This window comes from Streptomyces sp. 7R007, from assembly GCF_054850255.1.
This window is the reverse complement of the sequence record NZ_JBTWMV010000014.1, coordinates 196322-219741: the sequence shown is the minus strand read 5'-3', so window position 1 is coordinate 219741 and position 23420 is coordinate 196322. Positions and strand designations below refer to the sequence as shown.

Annotated in this window: 17 protein-coding genes and 4 pseudogenes; 10 read left to right on the top strand and 11 right to left on the bottom strand. The window is 69.3% G+C overall.

The annotated features are described in order from the left end of the window. The 5 genes and pseudogenes from ACYF6T_RS20650 to ACYF6T_RS20630 form a co-directional block, all read right to left on the bottom strand. Positions 1 to 213, bottom strand: a pseudogene (locus ACYF6T_RS20650) (fumarylacetoacetate hydrolase family protein); the annotation flags it as partial. Next, positions 210 to 815: a carboxymuconolactone decarboxylase family protein gene (locus ACYF6T_RS20645; RefSeq protein WP_461698264.1), complete on the bottom strand. Its 606-nt coding sequence runs from the start codon at positions 813 to 815 to the stop codon at positions 210 to 212. The gene ACYF6T_RS20645 and the pseudogene ACYF6T_RS20650, both read right to left, overlap by 4 nt. Positions 816 to 854: 39 nt before the next feature. After that, entirely contained in the window at positions 855 to 1643 is a 789-nt protein-coding gene (locus ACYF6T_RS20640) for an SDR family NAD(P)-dependent oxidoreductase (RefSeq protein ID WP_461698263.1), read from the bottom strand. Continuing rightward, positions 1643 to 2296: an MBL fold metallo-hydrolase gene (locus ACYF6T_RS20635; protein ID WP_461698262.1), complete on the bottom strand. Its 654-nt coding sequence runs from the start codon at positions 2294 to 2296 to the stop codon at positions 1643 to 1645. Before ACYF6T_RS20635 ends, ACYF6T_RS20640 begins: the two co-directional genes overlap by 1 nt. A gap of 8 nt (positions 2297 to 2304) precedes the next feature. Further along, positions 2305 to 3840 (bottom strand): carotenoid oxygenase family protein, encoded by a 1536-nt coding sequence (locus ACYF6T_RS20630; protein ID WP_461698261.1) that lies wholly within the window; start codon positions 3838 to 3840, stop codon positions 2305 to 2307. A 174-nt stretch (positions 3841 to 4014) separates the two neighbouring features. Here ACYF6T_RS20630 and ACYF6T_RS20625 point away from each other — a divergent pair, with 174 nt between their 5' ends. The 3 genes from ACYF6T_RS20625 (at position 4015) to ACYF6T_RS20615 (ending at position 7454) form a co-directional block, all read left to right on the top strand. Further along, positions 4015 to 4968: a LysR family transcriptional regulator gene (locus tag ACYF6T_RS20625; protein ID WP_461698260.1), complete on the top strand. Its 954-nt coding sequence runs from the start codon at positions 4015 to 4017 to the stop codon at positions 4966 to 4968. A 408-nt stretch (positions 4969 to 5376) separates the two neighbouring features. After that, positions 5377 to 6642: an MFS transporter gene (locus tag ACYF6T_RS20620; RefSeq protein ID WP_461698259.1), complete on the top strand. Its 1266-nt coding sequence runs from the start codon at positions 5377 to 5379 to the stop codon at positions 6640 to 6642. A 74-nt stretch (positions 6643 to 6716) separates the two neighbouring features. Beyond that, positions 6717 to 7454, top strand: coding sequence for an EthD domain-containing protein (locus ACYF6T_RS20615; protein ID WP_461698258.1), 738 nt, complete (start codon positions 6717 to 6719; stop codon positions 7452 to 7454). Between the two features lie 23 nt (positions 7455 to 7477). Here ACYF6T_RS20615 and ACYF6T_RS20610 read toward each other — a convergent pair whose 3' ends face one another. From ACYF6T_RS20610 to ACYF6T_RS20595, 4 genes are all read right to left on the bottom strand, one after another. Next, a complete protein-coding gene (locus tag ACYF6T_RS20610; RefSeq protein WP_461698257.1) occupies positions 7478 to 8578 on the bottom strand; it encodes an NAD(P)/FAD-dependent oxidoreductase in 1101 nt (366 codons plus the stop codon). Continuing rightward, positions 8575 to 8760, bottom strand: a complete 186-nt coding sequence (locus ACYF6T_RS20605; RefSeq protein ID WP_461698256.1) for a ferredoxin — start codon at positions 8758 to 8760, stop codon at positions 8575 to 8577. The genes ACYF6T_RS20610 and ACYF6T_RS20605 overlap by 4 nt, the downstream gene beginning before the upstream one ends. Before the next feature lie 61 nt (positions 8761 to 8821). After that, the gene (locus ACYF6T_RS20600) at positions 8822 to 9022 is read right to left on the bottom strand and encodes a cytochrome P450 (protein ID WP_461698255.1); all 201 of its coding nucleotides are present in this window, start codon (positions 9020 to 9022) and stop codon (positions 8822 to 8824) included. Positions 9023 to 9739: 717 nt separating this feature from the next. Further along, positions 9740 to 11221, bottom strand: a complete 1482-nt coding sequence (locus tag ACYF6T_RS20595; protein WP_461698254.1) for an aldehyde dehydrogenase family protein — start codon at positions 11219 to 11221, stop codon at positions 9740 to 9742. Positions 11222 to 11806: 585 nt separating this feature from the next. Here ACYF6T_RS20595 and ACYF6T_RS20590 point away from each other — a divergent pair. Continuing rightward, positions 11807 to 12988: a cytochrome P450 gene (locus ACYF6T_RS20590; RefSeq protein WP_461698253.1), complete on the top strand. Its 1182-nt coding sequence runs from the start codon at positions 11807 to 11809 to the stop codon at positions 12986 to 12988. A gap of 416 nt (positions 12989 to 13404) precedes the next feature. Continuing rightward, positions 13405 to 14211 carry an MFS transporter gene (locus ACYF6T_RS20585; RefSeq protein WP_461698252.1) on the top strand — a complete coding sequence of 269 codons (807 nt, stop codon included), beginning with the start codon at positions 13405 to 13407 and terminating at the stop codon, positions 14209 to 14211. Positions 14212 to 14822: 611 nt separating this feature from the next. On the opposite strand, the gene ACYF6T_RS20580 is transcribed toward ACYF6T_RS20585, so the two are convergent. Then, positions 14823 to 15443 carry a TetR/AcrR family transcriptional regulator gene (locus ACYF6T_RS20580; RefSeq protein ID WP_461698251.1) on the bottom strand — a complete coding sequence of 207 codons (621 nt, stop codon included), beginning with the start codon at positions 15441 to 15443 and terminating at the stop codon, positions 14823 to 14825. A gap of 144 nt (positions 15444 to 15587) precedes the next feature. Between ACYF6T_RS20580 and ACYF6T_RS20575 the strand changes: the two genes are divergently transcribed. Together ACYF6T_RS20575 and ACYF6T_RS20570 are read left to right on the top strand one after the other, a co-directional pair. Further along, entirely contained in the window at positions 15588 to 16547 is a 960-nt protein-coding gene (locus ACYF6T_RS20575; protein WP_461698250.1) for a quinone oxidoreductase family protein, read from the top strand. Between the two features lie 248 nt (positions 16548 to 16795). Further along, a pseudogene (locus ACYF6T_RS20570) lies at positions 16796 to 17465 on the top strand (helix-turn-helix domain-containing protein); the annotation flags it as partial. Positions 17466 to 17792: 327 nt separating this feature from the next. Here the strand turns inward: ACYF6T_RS20570 and ACYF6T_RS20565 are convergent. After that, positions 17793 to 21122: a family 78 glycoside hydrolase catalytic domain gene (locus ACYF6T_RS20565; protein ID WP_461698249.1), complete on the bottom strand. Its 3330-nt coding sequence runs from the start codon at positions 21120 to 21122 to the stop codon at positions 17793 to 17795. 168 nt (positions 21123 to 21290) lie between these two features. On the opposite strand from ACYF6T_RS20565, the pseudogene ACYF6T_RS20560 reads away from it, so the two are divergent. The 3 genes and pseudogenes from ACYF6T_RS20560 to ACYF6T_RS20550 form a co-directional block, all read left to right on the top strand. Further along, a pseudogene (locus ACYF6T_RS20560) lies at positions 21291 to 21760 on the top strand (GH12 family glycosyl hydrolase domain-containing protein); the annotation flags it as partial. A gap of 1 nt (position 21761) precedes the next feature. Continuing rightward, positions 21762 to 22280: pseudogene (locus ACYF6T_RS20555) on the top strand (LacI family DNA-binding transcriptional regulator); the annotation flags it as partial. 181 nt (positions 22281 to 22461) lie between these two features. Beyond that, a complete protein-coding gene (locus ACYF6T_RS20550; protein ID WP_461698248.1) occupies positions 22462 to 23412 on the top strand; it encodes an expansin EXLX1 family cellulose-binding protein in 951 nt (316 codons plus the stop codon). Positions 23413 to 23420: the final 8 nt, after the last annotated feature.

Here is a 23420-nt window from a genome sequence, read left to right as displayed (position 1 = left end):
GCGGAAGTTGCCGGAGGTGTGGAAGAACTTCTTCGGCACGATCGGCGCCCGCAGCGTCACGTCGGCCAGGGCCAGCCGCTCCCCGCTCTCCCTCACCCGGCCGTCACGCTCGAAGTACTCCCGCGTGCTCGCCACCTCCAGTGGAAGCACCAGCCGCTCTTCGAGTTCGAGCCTTGCCACGCGTCCGTCGTCGAACGTGATCAGCTTCATCATGCTCCGCTTTCGGTCTGGGGTCGGGCGCAGGAGCCGTCTGGTTCTTCTCCCGCGAAAACGCGCAACTGCAGGGCCAGCAGGGCGTAGTAGCCGACCAGGGACGTGAGCTCGAACAGTCCCCGCTCTCCCCACTCGGCCACCGCGTGGTAGTACTCCCGGTCGTTGAGAACGCCGGCTCGGGTCAGCGCCAGCGCCGCGCGCAGGGCAGCGCGCTCGGCCGGGTCCGAGAGGACAGGCAGTTCGCCTGCGCGCAGTGCGCTCAGTTCGGAGTCGGTCAGGCCACAGCTACGGCCAACCGCCTCGTGGGCCTCCCACTCGAAGGTGCTGTTCCAATGGGCGGCGACGACCAGGATCGCCATCTCGCGCACGCGGTCGGTCAGGACCGACGCGTAACGCACCGCCGCCCCCACTTCCTGTAGGGCCATTCCGACCGGCGGGCTGAGCAGCATGGCGTTGAAGGGTCCCCTGAGCCGGCCCTCCTGGTCGGTGAGGGGGAACACCTGCGGTCCTGTGGCCCGGGCGCCGCCCGTGATGGCCCGGTACACCTCTGCCTGCTGCTCGTCCAGTTCACCGGGCAGACGGCCGGCGATGCGTGCGGGCATCCGCACTCCCTTCCGGGTTCAGCCAAAGAGGGCAGGGCGTCACACGAGCGTGCGGCCGCCGTCCACGTAGAGCACCTGTCCCGTGATGTATGAGGCGCGGGGGGAGGCGAGGAACAGGGCGGCTCCGACCACGTCCTGCGGCTGTCCCAAACGCCCGGCGGGAACCAGGCTGGTCATCTCCTCCCGCATGCCGGGCTGTGCCAGGTATGCGCGGGTCAGCTCGGTCTCCGTGTAGCCCGGGGCAACGGCGTTGACGGTGATGCCGTCGGCGGCCCATTCACGCGCCATGACCTTCACCAGCTGGTCCAGGCCGCCCTTTGAGGCGGCGTACGGGCCGTGATGGCGGTGGGCGAGCAGCGAGGAGACGGAGGAGAAGAACACCATGCTGCCGTGTCCGGCCTCGCGCATCAGTCGGCCCGCGGCGCGTCCCGTCCAGAAGGCGGTGGACAGGTTCAGCGTCAGGATGCGGTCCCACACCTCGTCGGGCGTTTCCACCACGGGACGCCGGTCATTCGTGCCCACCGCGTGCACCAGCACATCCAGGCCACCGAGCTCGCGGGCCGCCTCGGCGACCGCCCGCTCGCACGCCTCGGAGGAGGTCAGGTCCGCGGTGAGGGTCCGTACGACGGCGGCCGCGCAGGCCGGATCGTCGCGCAGGGCCTTGAGGCGGGCCTCGTCCGCGTCGACGACCGTCAGCCGTGCCCCGGCTTCCGCCAGACCCCGGACGCAGGCAGCGCCCAGTCCGCCTGCTCCGATGACGAGCGCACCGCGCCCCTCAAGGCCCAGCCACCCCGCGGACGGCCTCTGTGTCTGCGTCGACACGGCCATCACCTGGACTCGATTCCCGCGGCGGCAGCCACACGCTGGTAGTCGGTCCCGACGTCCTGCAGGCACGCCTGCAGCATGAGGTCCGCCAGCGCGTTTCCGCTCTCGCTGAGACCGCCGTCGTGGATCGACACGGCACTGCGGGGCTTGATCTCACGGGCGTAGTCGATGACTTCGCCCGTCTTGGACCACGGGCCGTGCACGGGCAGCAGGAGGGTGTCCACCGGGCGGGCGGGCACGGTGAAGGCGTCGCCCGGGTGGAAGACGCCCGCGTCGCCGTCCCCCACCAGGAAGCCGACGTTGGTGACCCGCGGCAGGTCGGGATGGACCACGGCATGAAGTTCTCCGTGCACTTCGACGCCCACGCCTTCGATGTCGAAGGCGTCCCCGTCACCGACCACCGTGACCCGGCCGCCGCCGAGCCCGGCCAGCTGGTCCGCGACGGCTCGGTCGGCCCAGATCCGCAGGCCGGGGTCGGCCTCCGCGGCCGCACGCAGTACAGGCTCGGCGAAGTGATCCACGTGTTCGTGGGTCACGAGCACGGCGTGGGCACCGTCGAGCGCGCGCGGGTCGGCGTAACTGCCGGGGTCGATGACGATGACGACGCCGTCCTGCTCCAGCCGCACGCAGGCGTGGCCGCACCTGGTGAGTCGCATGGACGTGCTCACCTTCCCAGTTCGGCCGCCGGCACCCAGGTGCCGTGGAAGCCGTACCGGAGCCGGAAGGGGATCTTCACCGTGGCGATCGGGCCGGCGGCGATGTCGAGGGCGTCCAGGACGACCAGGTCGTGCCGCATCTGATCGCGCCGGCCGACCAGCGCCAGCAGATAGCCCTCGCCCTCGGCGGCGTCCGCGGACTTGGGTACGAACACCGGCTCCTCGGGCGCGGCGTGCTCGCCGGGGGTCCAGAACGCCGTCGCGCCGGTGCTGTCGTCGCGGTGGATGAGGGAGTTGAAGGGCGGGCCCATGGGTCCGATCGCGGCCATCGGCACATCCGGGTGCATGCCGCCGACCCAGGCGTGCCGGTTCTTCTCCATCAGCACGCGCGGGTCGACCCGGGGCATGTCACCGGGCGAGGAAAGCAGCTTCTCGCTGCGGTAGGTGTCGGTGGCGTCGTCCCAGTGGGAGGCACCCTGGGTGAGGTCGAAGGTCCAGCGGTGCAGGAACGGCGGCTGTTCGGGCAGGAAGCCCACGGTCGTCTTCGGGAACTGGGAGAACCAGCCCGACGTGGTGGTGAAGTGGTCGGCGACCAGCGTGTCGCCGTCCGTCCAGGCGTTCAGGGAATGAGTTTCCATGAGCTGCTCGCTGCGGAACCACTTGATCCCGCTCACGCCCTCGTCGCGGGGGATGATCGCAACGTAGGTCTCCCGGTTCGGGTCCCAGACGAAATACTGCTCCTCCCTCTTCAGCTGCTCCGGGTCGGCAACCATGGGCGAGATCGTGAAGACCAGGTGATCCCGCGTGACCAGCCAGTCGTGCACCATGGACGAGTACGGCACCTCGAAGGTCTGGGTCCGGGTGACCTTGCCGTCCGCGGCGATCTGGTGGATGTGAATCTCCTTGTCCGGCAGGCCGCTCGCGTTGTAAGCGAAGGCCATCAGTTCGCCGGTGCGCGGATCGTGCTTGGGGTGCACGGTGAAGGTACGGCCCGGGATCTGGCCGGAGAAGTCGTAGACGCCCTTGGTCTCCAGCGTGGCCGGATCCAGCTCGTACGGGAGGGCCGCCTCCTTGAGCGCGAGAAGCTTGCCCGCGTGCCAGATGATCGACGTGTTGGCGTTTCCGTCGTCGACGCCGGCCACCGACGGATCGTCGGTGTAGGGGTTGCGGTAGGCACCGAACAGGGCCTGGCGGGCCTGGCGTTCGAGCTGGAAGCGCTGGGTGCGGACGTAGCGCGTCTTCAGATCCGCGTGGCCGTTGTCGAACCGCACCATGTGGATCATGCCGTCGCCATTGATGTACACGTCGTTCGCGAACCGCGGAGGGTACTGGGTGTCCGCGGCGGCGCGGTAGAAGGCGCCGTTCAGCTCGGGGGGTATACGGCCCTCGACCTCGAGGTCGTAGACGTCCGCCTCGATCCGCGACGGGGCGAAGAACCCCTGGAAGTGCCGCGTGTCCGGGAACTGCATGGTGTCCGGAGGCGGCTGGGTGCTCACGGGCTGCTGCCCGGGTGTCCCGTCGGGCTGCGTCGTTGCAGTGGCCATGGCTCTCTCCCCTGTGGCAAGGTCGGATCAAGCGAAGAATGTGATTGATTCCTCTGGGCGACCGAGCACCGGAATCCGATGAAGGCGATTCGACGAGCTCGTGCTGCCCATCATGTCCAGGTGGCGCGTCCGGCGTCCAACACTGAAACACGCACGAAATGATCGGAGAATGCGATGGATCTGCGGCAGATGGAGTACGCGGTGGCCATCGCCGACGAGCTCAACTTCACCCGGGCCGCCGCGCGCTGCCGCATCGGCCAGTCCGGGCTCAGTCACCAGATCACCCAGCTCGAACGGGAGGTGGGGACCCGGCTCTTCGAGCGGACGAGCCGCAGCGTCCGCGTGACCCAGGCCGGGCAGGTCTTCGTCGCCTGCGCGCGGCGGGTGCTGACGGCTGTCCAGGAGATGCACGCCGAGATCTCCTCGCTCGACGGGCCCGTGCGCGGGCGGCTGCGGATCGGCTCGGTGACGCTCACGGCGGGGAACATCGACCAACTCGGTCTGCTGCGGGAGTTCCAGGAAGCCTATCCCGCGGTCGAGGTCACGCTCTTCGACTCCGACGGTGTGCACGCCACCTCCCAGCTCCTCACCGGTGAACTGGAGATCGCCGTCGTCGCCCTGCACGAGCACCAGCTGCCCCCGGGCATCGCGTACCACCTGCTGAACGTGGTGCCGCTGGTGGCAGTCGTGGGCCGTCGGCACCGGCTGCGCGGGGCCGGTGTCACCCACCTGAGCGAGCTGGCCGACGAACGCTTCCTCGAATGCGTTCCCGACACGGGCCTGCGCGCACAGGTGGACGCCGCGTTCGAGCGCGCGCGGGCCCGTCGCCGGGGTGTCTGCGCATTGCGCAGCGCGGGCGACCTCGCCTCGCTGGCGTTCGAGGACATCGGGGTGACCGTCGTACCCCGCCCGGTGGCGGACGCCATCGTCCCGGCCGATCACGCCGACTGCATCCTGCGCCTCGACGACCCACAGGCCCTCCAGCCCCTGGCCCTGGCCCATCGCGACCCTGCCCCGGCCTCTCCCGCCGCCCAGGCGTTCCTGCGTCTCGCGCTCACCCGCCTGCCCGGGCGGGGAGCACCGGGGTTGGAGGAGGTGCCGGCCGCGACCGGGGCCGGCGAGCGGTAACGGACCGCTGTCCGAGCCTCGCGTGGTCGACGTCGTGACACGGCCGGGCCCGATCAGGTGGCAGCGCGGCGAACCGACCCCAGGAACCGGCCGCCTGACCACGGCGTTTCGGAAAAGCGAACGTCCGCGTACCCGGCATCCAGGAACCGGATGATCCGCATGACCGATCTCGATCGGACGAGGGCTAGGCAGGCCCTCCTCGGTGCCCGATAGTCGTCTCAACCCGACGTCCTAGCCGCAGTGTCAGCCGCCGCCGGGACCGCGCCCGGCGTCGCGGCGAGCCGGCCCGCCGTGACATCGGGCTGTCATCGGCGCCGCTCACGCCAACCTGCTCACAGGTATCCGGCGGCCAGGCCACCACGGCCGAACCATCCCGTCCCCTCCCGACACCCCCCGTGGAGATCACGCATGCCCGCACCCGTGCCCCCGCCCCCGCCGTCCAAGGCGGACGCGAACGCCCCGTCCGAGCAGGTCGTCTCCGGCCCCGGACACCGGCTGCGCCTTCTGCTGCTGATGGCCGGCGCCTGTCTGCCCATCCTGGGGGCCGTGCTCATCGCCCCCGTCCTGCCGCAGATGCGCGATCACTTCGCCGACGTCCCGGGCGTCGAGGTGCTCGTCCCCATGGCACTGACGGTCCCCGCCCTGTCGCTGGCCCTGCTGGCCCCCTTCGCCGGCGTCCTCGTGGACCGGCTCGGCCGCAAAGGCATCCTCGTCACCGCCACCGTGGTGTACGCCGTCCTCGGCACCGCTCCCCTGTGGCTGGACTCCCTCGTCGCCATCGTCGCCAGCCGTGCACTCGTCGGCGTCGCAGAAGCCGCGATCATGACCTGCTGCACCACACTGCTCGGCGACTACTACTCCGGCCGGCAACGCGACCGCTACCTCGCGATGCAGACGATGTGCGCTGCGATCTCCGCCACGGTCTTCTTCGTACTCGGCGGTGCGGCCGGATCGGCCGGCTGGCGCATGCCGTTCTGGGCCTACGCCGTGAGCCTGCTGCTCGCGCCCGCCATGGCCGCATTCCTGCCCCGGCCCAGCCAGGCCGGCGCTCACCACACCCTCCCGGAGCCGAGAGCCAGGCGGTCCTTCCCCTGGCGCCCGCTGGCAGGCACCTGCGCGCTGACCGTCTTCGGCGCCGTCCTCTTCTACACCCTCCAGGTGGAGATGGCGTTCCTCCTGGACGACATGGGCGTGAGCAACTCCGGCGTGATCGGGCTGGCCACCGCCACCACCAGTGCCGCGATCGTGGCCGGCTCGGCCCTCTTCGCCAAGGCCGGCCGCAACCCGCAGGCGTGGTTGCCCACCGCATTCGGCCTGTGCGCGCTCGGCTTCGCAGTGGTCTGGCTCGCCCCCGGCCCCGTCGTGCTGACCCTGGGTGCCGTCATCACCTGCCTCGGGGGCGGCATCATGCTGCCGAGCCTGCTCACTCTCGCCATGTCCAAGCTCGACTACGCCGACCGCGGCCGCGGCACCGGCTTGTGGACAGGGTCCTTCTTCCTCGGCCAGTTCCTCTGCCCGCTCGTGGCCCTCGCCCTCACTTCCGCCGTCGGCACACTGACGAACGCCATGGGGGTGCTCGCCCTCGCCGCAGCCGGCGCCACCGCCGCACTCGGCCTCGCCGCCCGCCGCCGGACGGCGGCCGTCCCGGAGCCGGTACGGCAGATGGCCGCCTGAGCCGCCCGTCCAGGTCGGTACCGCGGGGTTCACGCCTGCGGTACCACCCTGCTTTCCTTCCCGAACGGAGAACGATGCTGACCCTGATCGCCGCCATCCGCCGCAAGCCGGGCATGACACACCGGGCGTTCCTGCGGCACCTGCACCATGTGCACGGGCCGCTGGCCGCCGCGAATCCCCTCCAGATCAGGAGCTATGTCCAAAACCATGTGTTCGACGCGTCCTTCGGCGTCGAGGGGGACTTGTCCTACCTGACCGTATTCGGCCGGGACGCCGTCACCGAGCTCCGATTCGACGACATGGGCGGGCTGGCAGCCACGATGTCCGACCCGTACGCACGTGACGTCATCGGCCCCGACGGCGCCCGGTTCAACGACCTGCCCAGCGCCCTGGCCCTGCTGACGCGATCCGAGGTCCTGGTGCCGCCACCAGCATCCGACAACGGCACAGCCCCCGTGAAGGTGCTCCACTTCGTTCGCGGAGCACCACAGCTGCAACAAGACGACGTCATCGACCTTTGGCAGACCGCTCATGAGCAAGTCATTGCCGAAGAGAGCCCGCAGGCCAAGACGGTACGCGGATGGGTCCGGCACCGTCAGGTACCGGGAGCCGAGGAAGCGTTGCGCCATTTCGGCGGGACCGAGACCGTCTACGCGGGAGTCTCCGCTCTCTACTACGCCTCCGAGGACGAGGCGCTCGCCCACTTCCCCTCGTACGAGCGCTCGCTGCGGGAACGGTCCGACGAGACCGGCGGCTTCTATGACCCCTCCCGCTCGTTCGCCCTCTACTGCCGCGAGGCGACCATATTCTGAAGCGCCCTGTGCTCACGCCCCTATCACGTGGCGGATGCAAGCTGCCGGAGTTTACGGACCGGCACCGTGTGGTTCACGGTCGCTGCCGCACCGGCTGACCAGCGCAGGAGCAGGGAACGGCCGTCGACGTCGACCAGATCCGGTTCGCCGAGGCCGGCCGGCTCCCCGGCGACCTTCACCTCGACGCCGAACTGGTTGGTCCAGAAGTACGGGGGCAGCGACGCCACGGCCGCTTCCTCTCCCAGGAGCGCGTCCGCCGCGACGCGCGCCTGCTCCACGGCGTTGGTCCAGTGCGGGCGGCGGCCTGCCCCACGGACGACCGCCGCGTCCCCCGCCGCGACGATGCCGTCCGCGACGCGGCCGCGGGAGTCGGTGACCACACCGCGGTCGAGCGCCAGGCCGGAGCCGGTGAGCCAGTCGACAGCGGGTACGTCCCCGACCGCCGACACGATCACGTCGGCCGTGAGAAGGTCACCGTCGGCGTCGACACCCTCCAGCGTGTGGGATCCGACCAGCCGCACGCCGCCGGGCACCGTCCTGAGTACCACTCCGTGCTCCCGCGCGGCATCCGTGATCACTCCGGCGAGCACGGGCCCGAGCACCCGGCGCAGCGGAGGGTCCCGGTCGACGACCGCGACCTGCAGGCCGAGGGTGCGGCACGTTGACGCGATCTCCATGCCCAACAGCCCCGCTCCGACGACCAGGACGCTGCGAGCGCGTGCCAGGTCCTCGCGCAGCGCCACGCAGTCGGCGAGCGTGCGCAGCACCCGTTCACCCGACATGCCGGAAGGACTCAGCCGCCTGGCCCGCCCCCCGGTGGCGATCACGAGGCCGTCGTAGGGCACCGGCTCGCCGTTGTCGACGACCACCCGACGGGCCTGGGTGTCCAGCGAGACGGCCCGGGTCCCGAGCCGCACAACGACGCTGTCGTCGAGGGGCGGCAGCGCGGTGGAGGCATCCGTCGCCTCACCGGACAGCACCGTCTTGGACAGGGGGACGCGGGTGTAGGGCTGTTCCTTCTCCGCGCTCAGGAGTGTGACCGTCCCCTCGAAGCCCCGCACGCGCAGCCAGCTCGCCGCGGTCACCGCCGCGATCGAGCCACCCACGACGACGATCCGCTTCATGACGTGGTCCGAAGCGCCGCGACCGGGCAGGAACGCACCGCCGCCAGGGCGGCTGCGTCGTCGTGGTCGCCGCCGGCAACCAGCTGCACCATTCCGTCGTCGTCCACCCGGAACACCTCCGGTGCGATGGCCTCACACACAGCGTGTCCCTCACAGCGGCCAGGAATGAGTTCGATGCTCACGGTCACACCCTTCTGGTGGTCACGGTGACCGGCAGGCTGTCCAGCCCGCGGATCACATTGTTCAGGTGCCGGCGTGGCGGGCCGGCGAGTTCGATGCGGTCGACGCGGTCAAGCAGGGCGGGAAGACCGCCTGCGCCTCGATGCGCGCCAGGCCCTGGCCGGCGCAACCGTGGACGCCGTATCCGAAGCCGACATGGTCCATCGGCGCTCGGTCGACCTGGAAGCAGTCGGGGTCGGTCCACTTGCGGGGATCCCGGTTCACCGATCCGAACAGCAGGCTTACCTACGCCTGCTCCGGGATCACCACGTCCTCGTACGTGATGGGCCAAGCCGACGGCGCCCGGTTCAACGACCTGCCCAGCGCCCTGGCCCTGCTGACACGAGCTTGCGCTCCTCTCGCGGCCCGCCACGCCTCGGGTCTCTCCGCGAGCAGTCACAGACCGCTGCCGATGGCGTTGGTTGTCCCGGGTCGGCGACGACGGTCACGGGGAACATGCGGGCCAAGTCCCCGACCACGTCGAAGGTCTGGCGTCCACGAGCGGAGCGACGAGCGCTTCGGCCCGGCGGCCGATGTCCGTCCGCAGTCGGCGAGGGCGCGGGGCCAGGCTCTCCGACAGGACACCGCGCAGCACGTCGTGCTCGGGCGGGTCGGAGGCGAGAGGCCCACCGCGGCCGCCGCCGGTTCAGAGCCGGTTCCAGGCCGACGCTGTCGACCGGGGAGAACCGTTCGTGATCCCCCAACGCAGCGCGTACCTGCGCGTACCGCGGCAGCACCCAGCAGTCGTGGCGCGACAGGTAGACCGCCGCCCCGAGATCGCGCACCTCTTCGTACACGAGGTAGGGAGCGTTGCGCACCTGGTCGTCGAAGAGGTGACATCGGAGACGGGTGCGGTGGTCGAGATCATCCTGCTTCCTGTCCGCTGTGCGGTCAGCGCGCCCGCGACGGGCCGGCCCATGTGGCCGGCCCGTCGCCGAACGCTCAGAAGGGGTAGGAGGCGTGCTGGGTGGCCAGAGTGATCCAGCGCGTGTTGCTGAAGGCCTCGATGCCCCAGCGGCCTCCGAAACGGCCGTAACCGGAGGACGCGACACCGCCGAACGGCGCTTGGGGATCGTCGGCGACGGACTGGTCGTTGATGTGGACCATGCCGGTCCGCAGCCTTCGGGCCACGCGCAGGCCGTGCGTGCCGTTCTCGGTGATGATGCCGGCGGTCAGTCCCTGGTCGGTGTCGTTGGCTTTCGCGACGGCCTCGTCGTCGGTAGCGAAAGTGTCGATGACGCAGAGCGGCCCGAACGTCTCCGCGCCGTACAGGTCGGCGTGGGCGGGGACCGCGCTGAGGACGGTCGCCTGGTGAGAGGCCTCCTTGATCTCGCCGCCCACGAGTACGGTGGCACCCTTGGCGACCGCGTCCTCGACCAGGGCGGCGACACGGCGAGCCGCGTAGAGCCCGCATCGCTGGTCGGGGTCGGTGTTGACCAGCGGGCCGATCACCGTGGCCGGGTCGGTGGGATCGCCGAACGGCAGGGCGGCGACCTTGGCCGTGAACTTGGCGGTGAACTCCTCAGCGAGCGACGCGTGGACGAGGATCCGGTCGGCGGACATGCAGATCTGCCCGGAGTTCATGAACGCCGCGAAGGCGGCGGCGTCGACCGCGTAGTCCACATCGGCGTCGTCCAGGACGATGACCGCGTTCTTGCCGCCCAGCTCCAGGAGCGCGGGCTTGAGATGGCGCGCGGCATGGGCGCCGATGATCCGGCCGACGTGCGTCGAGCCGGTGAAGTTCACCGCCCTGACCGCCGCATCGGTGATGAGGGCTTCGGCGATGTGCGGAGCGTCGGCGGGGTCGTTCGTGATGACGTTGAGGACCCCGTCGGGCAGTCCGGCTTCACGCAGCAGGTCCCCGATGAGAAGCCCGGCGGACAGAGGAGCCACTTCGCTCGGTTTCAATACGACCGTGTTGCCGGCGGCGAGAGCGGCGGCAACCGCGCGGGTTCCGAGAATGACGGGGGCGTTCCAGGGCGAGAACGCGGCTACCACGCCCAGGGGTTCGCGCACCGCGAGGCTGAGGGTGCCGTCGTGCTGGGTGGTGAGCACCTCTCCCTGCGGGGCCGTGATCAGAGCGGCTGTTTCGCGTAGCAGCGCCGCAGCCAGTGTCACGTTGAACGAGGCCCACACCCGGGTCGCGCCCACCTCACCGGCCATCAGGTCCACGATGTGCTCGCACCGCTGCTCCATCAGGTCGGCGGCCTTGCCGAAGATCGCCCGACGCGTGTACGGGTCTGTCTTCGCCCAGTCCTCGAACGCGGCTTGGGCGGCGTCGACGGCGCTGCTGACGTCCTCGACGCCGGCCGCGGCCACGGTGGCGTACATCTGTCCGGTGGAGGGATTGATGACCGGCGTGGTGCGCCCGGATCGCGCACCCTTCTCCTTGCCGTCGATCAGCAGTTCACGGGTGATGGGCATGGGGGCGGCTCCATAGTCAGGAAGGTGGCGGCCCGGGCACGGTCCGCGAGGTCGGGTTTTCGCACCACCACACGGCCCAGGTGACGGTGGTGCGGATCTCTTTGTCGTGCATGGCGGTGGACTGCGGGCCGGGGCCGCTCGGGCGGTCGAGGCAACTTCGTCCGTCTTGGAGCGACGGCGGGAATCGAATCCATGCGCAATGAGGCGAAACAACACTCTCGACGGATCCCGCAGGCCGTCTGTCCGATGTTGCTGTCCCTCGCTGATGATGCTGCTCAGCGGGCCCTGAAGTCCAACACGGATGCTGGCACACAGCCATCGAAGATGACGATTGACCAGCTCCGGTCAGCAGCTGCGCTGTTGCCGCCATGGGACATCGATGAATCGCAACCTTCGATTATTACGTGCGCGATTCGGTGTTGGACCCCGGCCCATGGCGGTGCGCATGATCGAGGGAACAGCGAGCGCCATGCGAAGCGGCCGGCCTCCCCGTGCCGCCACGCCCGGACAAAGCACGGCACTCACAGCGGATGCACCCCGTGACAGCCGCGCCGGCTGACACGGCGGCCGTCGACCTCGGAGCCGATGATGCCCCCAACGACCCTGCCCTCAAGCGACGTCGACCTCTTCGCCACGGACACACTTCTCGATCCCTATCCGGTGTATTCACGCCTGCGGGACGCGGGACCGGTCGTGCGGCTCAACCGGTTCAACGCGTGGGCTTTGCCGCGCTACGAGCAGGTCAATGCCGCGCTGCGTGATCACGAGACGTTCAGCTCCGCATCCGGTGTGGGCTTCACGGCCGAAATGAACGAGCTCATGGCCGGCGGCGTGCTGGCCTCAGACCCCCCTCATCACACCACCCTGCGCGTCATCCTCTCCCGGATGCTGATGCCCCGGGCGCTGCGGGACCTCGGCCCCTCGGTGACCGCCGCGGCGGAAGACATCGTCGACCGCTTGGCGACGGGTGCGGAGTTCGACGCGGTGTCCGACCTCGCGGAGGCATTCACTCCGAGGTTCGTCGCCGATCTCATCGGCCTTCCCGAGGAAGGCCGCGACCAGCTCCTTGAGTTCGGTGCCTCCACCTTCGAGGGCCTGGGTGCCTTCGGAGAGCGGACACCTGCCGCGATGCGACAGCAGCAGGCTCTGCTGCGCTACGTCAGCACCACCGCCGCCAGGGACCGGCTTGCCGAGGGCGGTCTCGGCGCCCGCGTCTGGGAAGCGGTCGATTCGGGCGAGATCGACGAGAACGCCGCGGTCACCCTCATGATGGCGTTCCTCGCCACGGGCATGGACACCACGATCCTCTCCCTGGCGGCCGCCGTCCGGCTGTTCGCCGAACACCCCGACCAGTGGGACGCCCTGCGGGCCGACCCCTCCCTGGTGCCCGCCGCCTACCTGGAAATCCTGCGCATCGCGTCACCGGTCACCGTTTTCAGCAGGGTGACCACCAGGGCGTGGGAGTGCGACGGTGTCACCATCCCCGCGGGTGATCGTGTCGCCGTCATGTACGCCTCCGCCAATCGCGACGAACGCAAGTGGGGTGACCCGGAGCGCTTCGACATCATGCGGAAGCCTTCCGATCACCTGACCTTCGGCGTCGGCATCCACGGCTGCGTCGGCCAGAACCTGGCCAAGCTGGAGGCACACGCCCTCCTCACAGCACTCCTGGCACGGGTACGCCGGTTCGAGATCGGCCGGCCCGAGTTCATCGTGAACAACACCCTGCACGGGCTGAGCAGGCTTCCCTGCCGGATCGTCACCTGAACGAGTCGTGCACTCGGCCCCCTCCGCCCGAGCGCGTCTACCGCAGCGCGGACGGATCGACAGCGTTGGCCATGGCCTGCATTCCGGCGTCGTGGGGGTGCACGTGGTCGCCGCTGTCGCAGGCCGGGAAAAGGGCAGCATCGTGCCCCCTATGATCCGCACGCCGGCCGCCTGCGCCTGCGCGAGGGCGTCCTGGTACCCGGGGACCAACTGGTCCGCGGTGCGGGAGGGATCGTTGTTGATGTCGTTGACGCCCGCCATGAAGATCACGTCCCGTACGCCCCGTCTGCGCGCACCATGTTGCCCTCGATGCCCGCGGCCACGACAGACAGCCACTGGCCGCCGCCCTGCTGGCCCCCAATACCAAGGACGCCCACCCGCACCACCCCGGTGTCACCGGAGCGATCACCACTGCCGTGGCCATCGGCACCCTGGTCTTCGCCATCATCGAGGGCAATGAGCAGGGCTGGACCGAGCCCGTGGTGATCGGCGCCTTCGTCGTCACGGCCGCGTCCTTCGCCGCCTACGCCTACCTCGGTCTGCGCACCGAACACCCGCTGCTGGATCCCGCCCTGTTCGGCATCCGAGGCTTCAGGGCCGGCGCCATCACCGTCCTGGTGCAGTTCATGGCCGTTTTCGGTTTCTTCTTCGCCGGCCTGCAGTACTTGCAACTCATCCTGGGCTACAGCCCGTTGAAGGCAGCCGTCGCCCTCGTCCCGGTCGCCTTGGCGGTGCTGCCCACATCCATGGTCACCCCGCATCTGGTCCACCGGGTCGGCATGAAGGCGGTCATGTCCGTCGGCCTGTTCCTGCTCGCCCTGGGCCTGTACGTCATCTCCTTCCTCGGCGTCGACTCCGGCTACCTGCCCTTCCTCGGCGGCCTGATCCTGGCGGGCTTCGGTATCGGCCTGAGCGGCGCCGTCGGCACGGCGGCCATCACGGGCTCCCTGGGCCGGGGGCAGCAGGGTGTCGCGTCCGCCATGAACGACACCACCCGCGAGATCGGTTCGGCGGCGGAATCGCCCTCATGGGCTCGATCTACGGAAGCCACTACCGGTCCTCCCGGCCCGGCTCCGTCGACCAACTTCCCACCGGGGCCGCCGAGTCCGTACGGCACTCGGCAGCCGCCGGCCTTCACGTCGCCGATCAGCTCGGCGGCCGGGGTGCGGCCCTCGCCGACGGCGTCAAGGGCGCTTTCATGGACGGCCTGTCCGCTTCCCTGATCGCCATGGGCGTCGTCGTGGTCGCCGCGGCGATCGGCGCCCTGCTGCGGGCACCGAAGACACCGCCGACGGCCGGCTGACTCCCTGCGACACCAGGTCAGTGGGGTGCGTAACCGCACCCCACTGACCTGGTGTCCGCGGCGACGTGATCGAGGGACTGCGGGCCGCGTCCTCCGCTCTCGGGAGTAGCCGCCCGACGCAGCATCGAGGGCGTCAGGCAAGCCGCGGTGCCGGTCGAGGCTCATTGCCCAGCCGCGCCGGTGCTGGATGGGGCGCCTTCGGCGTCCCCTGGCTGTATTGACCACAAGCGTTGTTGACGGGACCAGTGCGGCTGAGGCGTCGGCCGAAGCGGCATGTTGCGGACAGAGAAATCGGACGGAGTTCTTGGTCCTGATGCCGGGTGTGCTTGCGCTGTGGGGCGGCCGTGGTCGAGCTGGGAGTCTGCGCTGCGACCTGGGCGCAGAAGCGCCCGAACTGGTGCTGCGAGGGCTCCCCTCAGCCTCGTTCCGCTGGCGATTGAAGGTGTATTGCGAGCCAAGCCTGCAATGCCTGACACCCAGGGCAAGGGTTCATAGGGCTCGGGAGTTGTGGTGGTGCGTCATTGTGGGGGCTCAGTGTCCTGCTTGCGTGCCGTGGGGTGATAGGCCGAGCAGGGGGAGCCACACCGTGTCCACGATCTCGACGATCTTCTCGTCCGGCACCGCGCCCATGGTCATCAGCATGTCGTGGCGTACCAGGTCGAAGGGCAGGTTCACCACGCGTTCGGGGCGCGGCACATCCGTAAGCTCGCCGCGCTCGACGGCGCGGTGGACGAGCGTCGCGAAGGGGGGCTGCTGGTCCGTGGGGTGGAGGCGGCTGCGCAGGTCGCTGAAGTTGGTGCCGGTCTCGCGGAAGTAGTCCGCCAGCTGGATGCGCAGGAGTATCACCGTGCGGGCCCGCTCGGCGTTGACCGTGCGCAGCAGGGTGAGGGCGTCTTGGCGCAGGCTGCCGGTGTCGGGGATGTCGAGTGGACGCCAGTGTCGGATGAGTGTGGCGATGAGGAGGTCCTCGCGTTGTGGCCAGCGCCGGTAGAGCACCGGTTTGCTGGTTCCGGCGCGTGTTGCGATGACCTCGTAGGTGAAGCCGTTGTAGCCCTGCTCGACGAGCACTTCCCAGGCGGCATCGGTGATCGCGTCCTCCAGGGCTGCGCCCCTGCGCCGTGTGGGAGTGCCCGCCGTACGCCGCTCACTCACCGCTACCCCCGCATGTCCGTTTTCACGGCATTTCGCCATGCATTTAGATTCGCTTGCGTATCTTAACCCGTCGCCGTACGCTTGAGGCAATAAGAAACCACTTCGTATCTTATCGGAGTCGTGCACCAAGCAAGGGAAACGCGCATGTCCATGATCAACGCCGCGCTCGTGGAGTCCTTCGACGAGCCGCCGCACTTCCGCTCCGTCCCCGCCCCCGAGGCTGCCCCCGGCCAGGAACTGGTCGACGTCCTCGCCGTCGGTGTGCACCGCGCCACCAAGGGAATCGCCGCGGGCAAGCACTACACCAGCCCCACGACGCTGCCCGCCCTGGCCGGCGCCGACGCCGTAGTCCGCCGGGCCGACGGCAGCCTCGCCTTCGTCATGCCGATGGGCGCGGGCTCTCTGGCCGAGCGCATCGCCATCGACCCGGCCACCGCCATCCCCGTCCCGGACGGAACCGACCCCGCACTCCTGGTCGCCACCATGAACCCGGCCCTGTCCTCGTGGGCAGCGCTGCGCACGCGCGTCCCGTTCCAGGCCGGGCAGTCGGTCCTGGTGCACGGCGCCACCGGCAACGCCGGCTCGATGGCCGTCAAGGTCGCCAAGCACCTCGGCGCGGAGCGCGTGATCGCCGCCGGCCGCAATCGCGCCCGCCTCGACGAACTCACCGCCGAAGGCGCGGACGACATCGTCCAACTCACCCCCGACCAGGACGCCACCGCGGCCGCGCTCGCCGAGGCCGCCGCAGAGGTCGACGTGGTCCTCGACTATGTATGGGGGCCGCCCACCGAACTCGCCATGCGCGCCGTCCTCGAGGCACGTACCCAGCACACCCGCCTGCTCGACTGGGTACAGATCGGCGGCATGGGCGGAGACACCATCACACTGTCCGGACACGCCATGCGCTCCAACGCATTCCGCGTCCTGGGCAGCGGCATCGGAGCGGTCCCCATGGACGTCATGCAGCGGGAGTTCACCGAACTCGTCGCCGCGATCGCCGCGGGCGGCATGGCCGTGCGCCCGCACCCGTTCCCGCTCGACCAGGTCGAGGCGGCCTGGGCCCACGAGGACGCACCCGGCGAGCGCACCGTCATCCTCCTGTAACACACGCGCCGCCGGCTGACCGGCTCGATGCCCCGGCGCCGGCGGCGTGCTCGACCACCGCGGGCACCGAGTCGCCGGGCGGCCGGATCAGCACCCCGATGATCATGTGTGTCACGACCAAGCCGGACTGCTGTCGCACACCCACTCCACACAACCCACCCGCGCCGACCCACCTGCGCATGACACCACTTTGATGAGGCCCTCGTTCGCACCCGAACGCCCGGCTCACCGTCCACGACAGACGCCCCCTGATCGGCCGGGTACGAGCCAGTCGCCCTGTGGCGCACGTTTGCGGCCGAAATGGGCATCTCCCGCACTACCGCCCACAAGTGGGTCCGGCGCTGGCGCGCCGAAGGCGACGCGGGCCTGTATGACCGCTCCGGCCGCCCGCGGAGCACACCGCATCGCACCCTCAAGGACGTCGAGAAGCGCGTCTGCGAGCTGCGGCGTGATTGCAAGCTCGGCCCCGCACGCATCGGACCGATCCTGGGTATAGCCGCCTCAACGGTCCACCGCGTCCTGACTCGCCACGGCCTGAACCGCTTGCGCTGGATGGATCGGCCCACCGGCCAAGTCATCCGCCGATACGAGCGCGAGCGTCCCGGTGAGTTCGTCCACGTCGACATCAAGAAGCTCGGCAACATCCCCGACGGCGGAGACATCGGATCATGGCCCGCCAGCAATCGGCAGGCCACCACCCACGTCCGCAACAGCCGCAGTCCCGTGATCGGTTACAGCTTCGTCCACACAGCCATCGACGATCACTCCCGGCTCGCCTATAGCGAGGTCCTGACCGACGAACGCAAGGAGACCGCTGCCGCCTTCTGGGAGCGCGCGAACGTGGCCGACGGTGAGCGTCCGTCGAGTCCGGTTGGCGGACCGGAGCCCACTGTCGTCCCTGAACAGGTCCTCACGGATGGTCGACGCCAAGCCGTGACCGGCCCAGGCCTACCGGGACCTGACGCTGTGGCCTCGGCACTCCGCTCTCGCTGTTGTGCCGGATGCCCTCCCCTCACGCGAGCCTGCCCAGGAGGTAGGACCCTGGGCAAGCTCGCGATCTCGGCTGCGGCTGTCGGATTGTGCACCCGGACGGATGTGTCCCTCTCCGTGCGTTCGGCGACTGATCGTCCGTCAGGGACCAAGCCCGCAGGGAGCGTTCTCTGAAAGCTCTGGTAGTTCCTCTTCGATGTGGTCGCCGGAGGTCCGCACCCCCGCTCCGTGCGCCGCTGTCACGTCCGGCACGGTTCACGTGTTGTCGACGACGAAGCGGTAGGACCCCGATCCGACCTCGAACACGGCAGCCCCGTGCTCCATCCGGAGAAACCGCGCTCCCCTGGCCTCGCCGGCCGGACGGCCGCCTTCGGTGACCGCCCACCGGTTCTCGGCCGGGACGTGGACCTCCGCGACCGTGTTGACCGGAACCGTCACCCGCAGATCGAAGACGCCATGGTCGGTGTTCCAACGCGACGACAGGAGGCCGTAGACGGTCTTGAGGCTCCCGGAGCCCTGCGTCAGGTCTCCGCCGGGTGCCGGCGCGATCCGGGAGCGCTTGTAACCGGGCTCTATCGCGGAGAGGCCGCCGATGTTCTGGAACATCCAGTCGCCTACAGCGCCGTAGGCGTAGTGATTGAAGGAGTTCATCTCGACCGGGCCGAAGCTGCCGTCGGGCATGATCGAGTTCCAGCGTTCCCACATGGTCGTGGCGCCGTTGACGACCTCGTAGCCCCATGAGGGGTAGTCCTTGTGCAGCAGCATCTTGTACGCCAGGTCGTCCCGGCCGATTCTGCTGAGCGCCGGCAGCAGCAGCGGTGTGCCGATGAAGCCGGTGCGCAGGTGGTTGTCGGTGAGCGCCAGTTTGGCCACGAACTTCTCGCCGACCTTCTCGACCAGTGCGGGGTCCGGGACGAGGTCCATGGCGAGGGCCATCGCGTATCCCGTCTGCGAGTTGCCCTTCACGGTCCCGTCGGCGGCGACATAGGCGTTGGTGAAGGCGGTTCGGACGTCGGCGGCAAGCTTGCGGTAGTCGGCGGCCGCCGCTTCGTCCCCCAGGGCTTTGGCTGCTTCGGCCATCATGCGGGCGTCCTCGGCGAAGTAGGCCGTCCCCAGGATGCCCTGCTCGGTCGGGTCGTCGAGGTTCAGCCAGTCGTTGGTGAAGAAGGTGGTGCGGCCGGGTTCGAGCAGGTCAGGTCCGGCGCTGTCGCGCACGAACTGGAAGAACTTCCGCATGGCGGGGTAGTTCTCGCGCAGGATGCGGGTGTCGCCGTAGGAGTGCCACACGTGGTAGGGCACGGTGATCATCACGTCGTCCCAGCCGACACCGCTGTCGCTGAACTGTCCCTGTGGGGTCGGTACGACCGCGGGCAGGTCACCGTTGGCGTACTGGGAGTTGCGCACGTCCGCCATCCAGTGGGACAGAAACGCCCGGGTGTCGACCAGGTAGTTGGCGGTCGGCGCGAACAGGCTGATGTCCCCTGTCCAGCCCAGGCGCTCGTCGCGGGCGGGCGTGTCGGTGGGAATGGAAAGGAAGTTGCCTCGCTGGCTCCAGGAGATGTTGCTCACCAGTTGGTTGAGCATGCCGTCCGAGGTCGTGAGCGTGCCGGTGCCGGCGAGGTCGGATCCCCAGACAACGCCCCGGACGTCGGAGAGGGTGGGAGGCTCGGTCACCCCGGTGATCTCGATGTAGCGGAACCCGTGCTGGGTGAAGGTGGGCTCATACGTCGATGTTCCGGTCTCGGCGAACGTGTAGCGGTCGGTGACCTTGGCCGTGCGGAAGTTGTCGGTGTAGAGCGTGCCGTTCTTGTTGAGCACCTCCGCGTAGCGGATCCTGACGGTCTGTCCGGCCGCACCGGTGAGGGTCAGCCGTGACACCCCGACCATGTTCTGGCCGAGGTCGTAGACGTAGGTGCCGGTGGCGGGTTCAGTCATCTTGCGGGCTTCGAGCACCTGCGTCTGACGCACCGGCTCGTCGCTCTGCGGGACCAGGAGTGAGGTGTGCGACTCCAGGAGCGCGGCGGACTCCCACCGGCTGTCGTCGAATCCCGGCCGGCTCCAGCCCGAGGGCGCGAGACGGGCGTCGTAGGTCTCGCCGTCCTGCAGGTCGGCCTTCACATAGGGACCTTCGGCAGCCTTCCAGGAACCGTCCGTATCGATCCACTGGACGGAACCGTCCGTGTAGGCGATGCGCACCTTGGCCACCAGAGCGGGGGTGTTTCCGTACTGCCGGCTCCAGCCGATCCCGACTTTGCCGGACCACCAGCCGTCCGCGAGGGAAGCGCCGATCGCGTTGTCGCCGTCGCCGAGCAGTCCGGTGACGTCGTAGGTCTGGGACTGGATGCGCTGGTGGTAGTTCGTCCAGCCCGGGGCGAGTACCTGGTCACCGACGCGCTTTCCGTTGAGCTCCAACTGGTAGATGCCGAGCGCCGAGGCGTAGATGCGCGCCGAGGCGACCTTCTTGCCGGTCTCGGTGGTGAACTCCTTGCGCAGCAGCGGCAACGGGCGCGGCGCAGGTTCGTACAGCGCGTCGGTGGTGCCGGACACCACAAGGGCGGAGCCGACGATCTCGCCGCCGTTGAACGGATTGCGTCCGGAGGCGAAGTCGGTGTTCAGCAGGGTGCTTCCGTCGGCGCCGGTGACCACGGCGTCATAGACCGTGCCCTTCTCGCCGCAGCACGCGTGCGTACGGAAGCCGATGTAGCCCTTGGGGAACGCGGAGTCCGTGAAGGTGTTGACCAACGTGCCGTCGAGGGTCGTGCGGATGGTGCCGCCCACCACGTCGTAGCGGACGCTGTGCCGACCGGTGAGGAGGTCCGCGTCGGTGAATCCGTAGGGGGCGAGATCCACCTCCTGAAGCACGGAGTAGCCGCCGTTGACCTGCTTGTGCAGCCTCAGCATCGGGGTCGGACCCGTGACGTTGAACTGCCACATGTAGCCGTTGCTCGCATCCGGGGCGCGCAGGAACATGCCGAAGGCGGCGCTGTCGAGCTTGAAGTCGACGGTGGCCGTGTAGTCGGTCCACTTGTCCAGCTCGCTCGGAGCCGCGGGACGCGTGACCCACTGGGCGCCGTCCCAGTCGCCGGGGTGCAGCAGGCCGGTCTCGAAGTAGGCGTCCGAACTCCACCGGGTCGCGGCTCCCTTGTCGTCCCAGGCCCGGACGCGCCAGTAGTAGCGCGTGGCCGCCTTGAGGCCGGGACCGCCGTACCTGACGTCGACCTGCCGGTTGGAGGCCACCTTGCCCGACTCCCACACGTCGGCTGAACCCGGCGTGTGCCCGACCTGGATCTCGTAGGCTCGCTGTGACGTGGCCCGCCGGGCGGACGCCAACTGCCAGCCGAAGACCGGGTCTTCACCACCCATGCCCAACGGGTTCACTCGGCCGTTGGTGGTCAGATTCTTCGCGGCAAACGGCGCATCCGGCGTGGCAGCGGTCGCAGGGGACACCGTAGTCGGCAGGACCGCCACTCCTGCCACCACCGCGAATATGACTGTGCCCCTGAGGAGTCCGGACAGGAACGCGCATTTGCGGAGCACGGCATCTCCATCTTGAAACGTTTCAAAAGCTCGGATTTCGGGGACCATACTCAGGTTGTGAGGGACACGTCAAGAACCGGGACACCGGTTGCCGAAATCCTGGATCACGAAAACAACGGCACAGGCGATGCTCTGTCTGAGCAGGACGCGGGACGGCAGGCCGTGCTGATCCGGTACGGGCGGCCTCCACAGCCCGTCACGGAGGAATCGCTCGGGCTGACCTTCGCGCTCTGCGGTGCGCTGCTGACCACGCTGGCCGCGGTGGCCGCGCTGCTCACCGGCGCCACCACGCTCCAGGGACGTTACGTCGTGCGGAACAACCGCTGGGGCACCGGTGCACCTCAGTGCATCTCCGCGACGGACTCGGGCTTCAGGATCAGCCAGGCCGACGGCTCGGTGCCGACGAACGGCGCCCCGAAGTCGTCCCTGTCTGTATACGACGGCTGCCACTCCACCAACTGTTCGCCGGGCACGAACCTCCCGGCCCGGCTCAGCTCCATCGCAAGCGCGCCCAGGAGTACCTCCTACAGCTCTGTGAGCGGTGCGCGGCCTACGACGCCGCCTACGACGTCTGACTGGATCCGACACCGCGCACCGACGGCGTGAACCGCACCGAGATCATGATCTGGTTCAACCGTGTGGGATCCGTCCAAGCGGTGGGCTCGCCGGTCGGTTCCGCCACGGTGGCTGCCGGACATGCTCGCCGAGGCTCGCTTGCCGACCGTGATGCTGGGGCGCCGCTCGGGCGACGAGTGCGTCAGTTACGTCGGCGCGGACAACGTGGGGACGCCCGCAGCGCAGTCTCCCACCTCGTGTCCCGGGGACCCTGGACGATCTGGACAGCGAGCGGACCCCGGTCGCCGAAAGTCACTTCACGCAGGACAGCGGGCGCCGCGCCATGACCGAACTGCTGGCGCGGCATCCGGACATCGACGGGGTGCTCGCCGCGTCCGACACGACGGCCGCGGGGCTCTCCATGCCGTGCGCACGGCAGGACGACACGTGCCGCAGGACGTCGCCGTGATCGGCTTCGACGACTTCTCGCTGGCCCAGCGCACAAAGCCACGGCTCACGACGGCGCGTCAACCGCTGGAGGAGATGGGCCGGGCCATGTTGCGGCTGCTCCTGGAGGACGTGGAGGAGCCGTCCGTGGCCTACCGCCACGTCATCCTCCGGACCGCCCTGGCCGTCCGCGACTCGGCCTGAGCACGCCCGCCGCTCTGCACCGGACTTGACCGCCCAGGGCTCGAAAGCGCTCCCGGCCTGAAGGCCCGCTCGTACGCGCGCCATCGCGCGCCTGGGCCCCGCAAAGTCGTCGGCAACCTTTTCGCCGTGGGCGGCCACTGACCAGTGCACCATCGGCTCGATCCCGAACGGACAAGTAATCATGACGACGAGGCAGGCCGCGCGGCAGCGCAGACGCAGACGCAGACTCGTGCTGGGCGCCACGGTGGCGGTCACCGCAGCAGGCGTTCTCGCATACCTGGTCATGGCGTTGCTCCCTGGCCACGAGGTCGACGCGGGGCCGGCCGCGGCCACCCCCCTCGTGACCACTCAGCCAAAGACCGCCGACTCGGCGGCTGTCAGCGCGACGCCGGGCCGGTCGTCAAGTCCGAGTGCAAGCGGCTCGGCCAGCCCGAAGACCACCGCGACCCCCAAGGCGTCGAAGTCCGCTGCCAAGGGCCCGCAAAAGGCGTCGCGCGGCTCGAGCACGCCCCCTGCGGCAGGGCGGATCCGGCCCCATACCTCCTACCAGGGTGTCGCGACCGCCTACGAGGCCGGTGTCGGGGACGGGGCGTGTCTCTTCGGCCCGAGTCCGGACATGATGATCGCGGCGATGAACACCACCGACTATCAGACCTCCAGGGCCTGCGGCGCGTACGTGCTCGTGCGCGCGGCCAACGGCAAGTCGATCACGGTACGGATCACCAATGAATGCCCTCTGCCCTGCGCCCCCGGGCAGATCGACCTCAGCCAACAGGCTTTCGCCAAACTCGCCGACCTCAAGGTCGGCCGGCTCCCCATCACCTGGAGCTTGGTGAGCCCCCGCTCCATCGGCACGATATCCATCCGGTACAAAACCGGATCCAGCGCCTACTGGTGCGGCATCCAGGTCATCGGTCACCGCAACCCCGTCGCACGGCTGGAGGTCCGCACCGAGGGCGGTTGGCGGGAGTTGCCCCGCACCAGCTTCAACTACTTCATCTCCGCCGACGGCAAGGGCTGCGGCAAGGCGATCAGAGTCACCGACCTCTATGGCGAACAGCTGACCGTCAGCGGACTCGCGGTCCTGCCGAACGTCGTACAACCGACGCGGGCCCAGTTCGCCCAGCACTGATCTCACCA

What these genes read in the sequence shown, in the direction of transcription:
- ACYF6T_RS20635 (WP_461698262.1), bottom strand. Translation starts at nt 2,296, where the DNA reads ATGCGACTCACCAGGTGCGGCCACGCCTGCGTGCGGCTGGAGCAGGAC.
- ACYF6T_RS20565 (WP_461698249.1), bottom strand. Translation starts at nt 21,122, where the DNA reads ATGGTCCCCGAAATCCGAGCTTTTGAAACGTTTCAAGATGGAGATGCC.
- ACYF6T_RS20595 (WP_461698254.1), bottom strand. Translation starts at nt 11,221, where the DNA reads ATGCCCATCACCCGTGAACTGCTGATCGACGGCAAGGAGAAGGGTGCG.
- ACYF6T_RS20645 (WP_461698264.1), bottom strand. Translation starts at nt 815, where the DNA reads ATGCCCGCACGCATCGCCGGCCGTCTGCCCGGTGAACTGGACGAGCAG.
- ACYF6T_RS20630 (WP_461698261.1), bottom strand. Translation starts at nt 3,840, where the DNA reads ATGGCCACTGCAACGACGCAGCCCGACGGGACACCCGGGCAGCAGCCC.
- ACYF6T_RS20590 (WP_461698253.1), top strand. Translation starts at nt 11,807, where the DNA reads ATGATGCCCCCAACGACCCTGCCCTCAAGCGACGTCGACCTCTTCGCC.
- ACYF6T_RS20620 (WP_461698259.1), top strand. Translation starts at nt 5,377, where the DNA reads ATGCCCGCACCCGTGCCCCCGCCCCCGCCGTCCAAGGCGGACGCGAAC.
- ACYF6T_RS20610 (WP_461698257.1), bottom strand. Translation starts at nt 8,578, where the DNA reads ATGAAGCGGATCGTCGTCGTGGGTGGCTCGATCGCGGCGGTGACCGCG.
- ACYF6T_RS20575 (WP_461698250.1), top strand. Translation starts at nt 15,588, where the DNA reads ATGTCCATGATCAACGCCGCGCTCGTGGAGTCCTTCGACGAGCCGCCG.
- ACYF6T_RS20625 (WP_461698260.1), top strand. Translation starts at nt 4,015, where the DNA reads ATGGATCTGCGGCAGATGGAGTACGCGGTGGCCATCGCCGACGAGCTC.
- ACYF6T_RS20615 (WP_461698258.1), top strand. Translation starts at nt 6,717, where the DNA reads ATGCTGACCCTGATCGCCGCCATCCGCCGCAAGCCGGGCATGACACAC.
- ACYF6T_RS20550 (WP_461698248.1), top strand. Translation starts at nt 22,462, where the DNA reads ATGACGACGAGGCAGGCCGCGCGGCAGCGCAGACGCAGACGCAGACTC.
- ACYF6T_RS20640 (WP_461698263.1), bottom strand. Translation starts at nt 1,643, where the DNA reads ATGGCCGTGTCGACGCAGACACAGAGGCCGTCCGCGGGGTGGCTGGGC.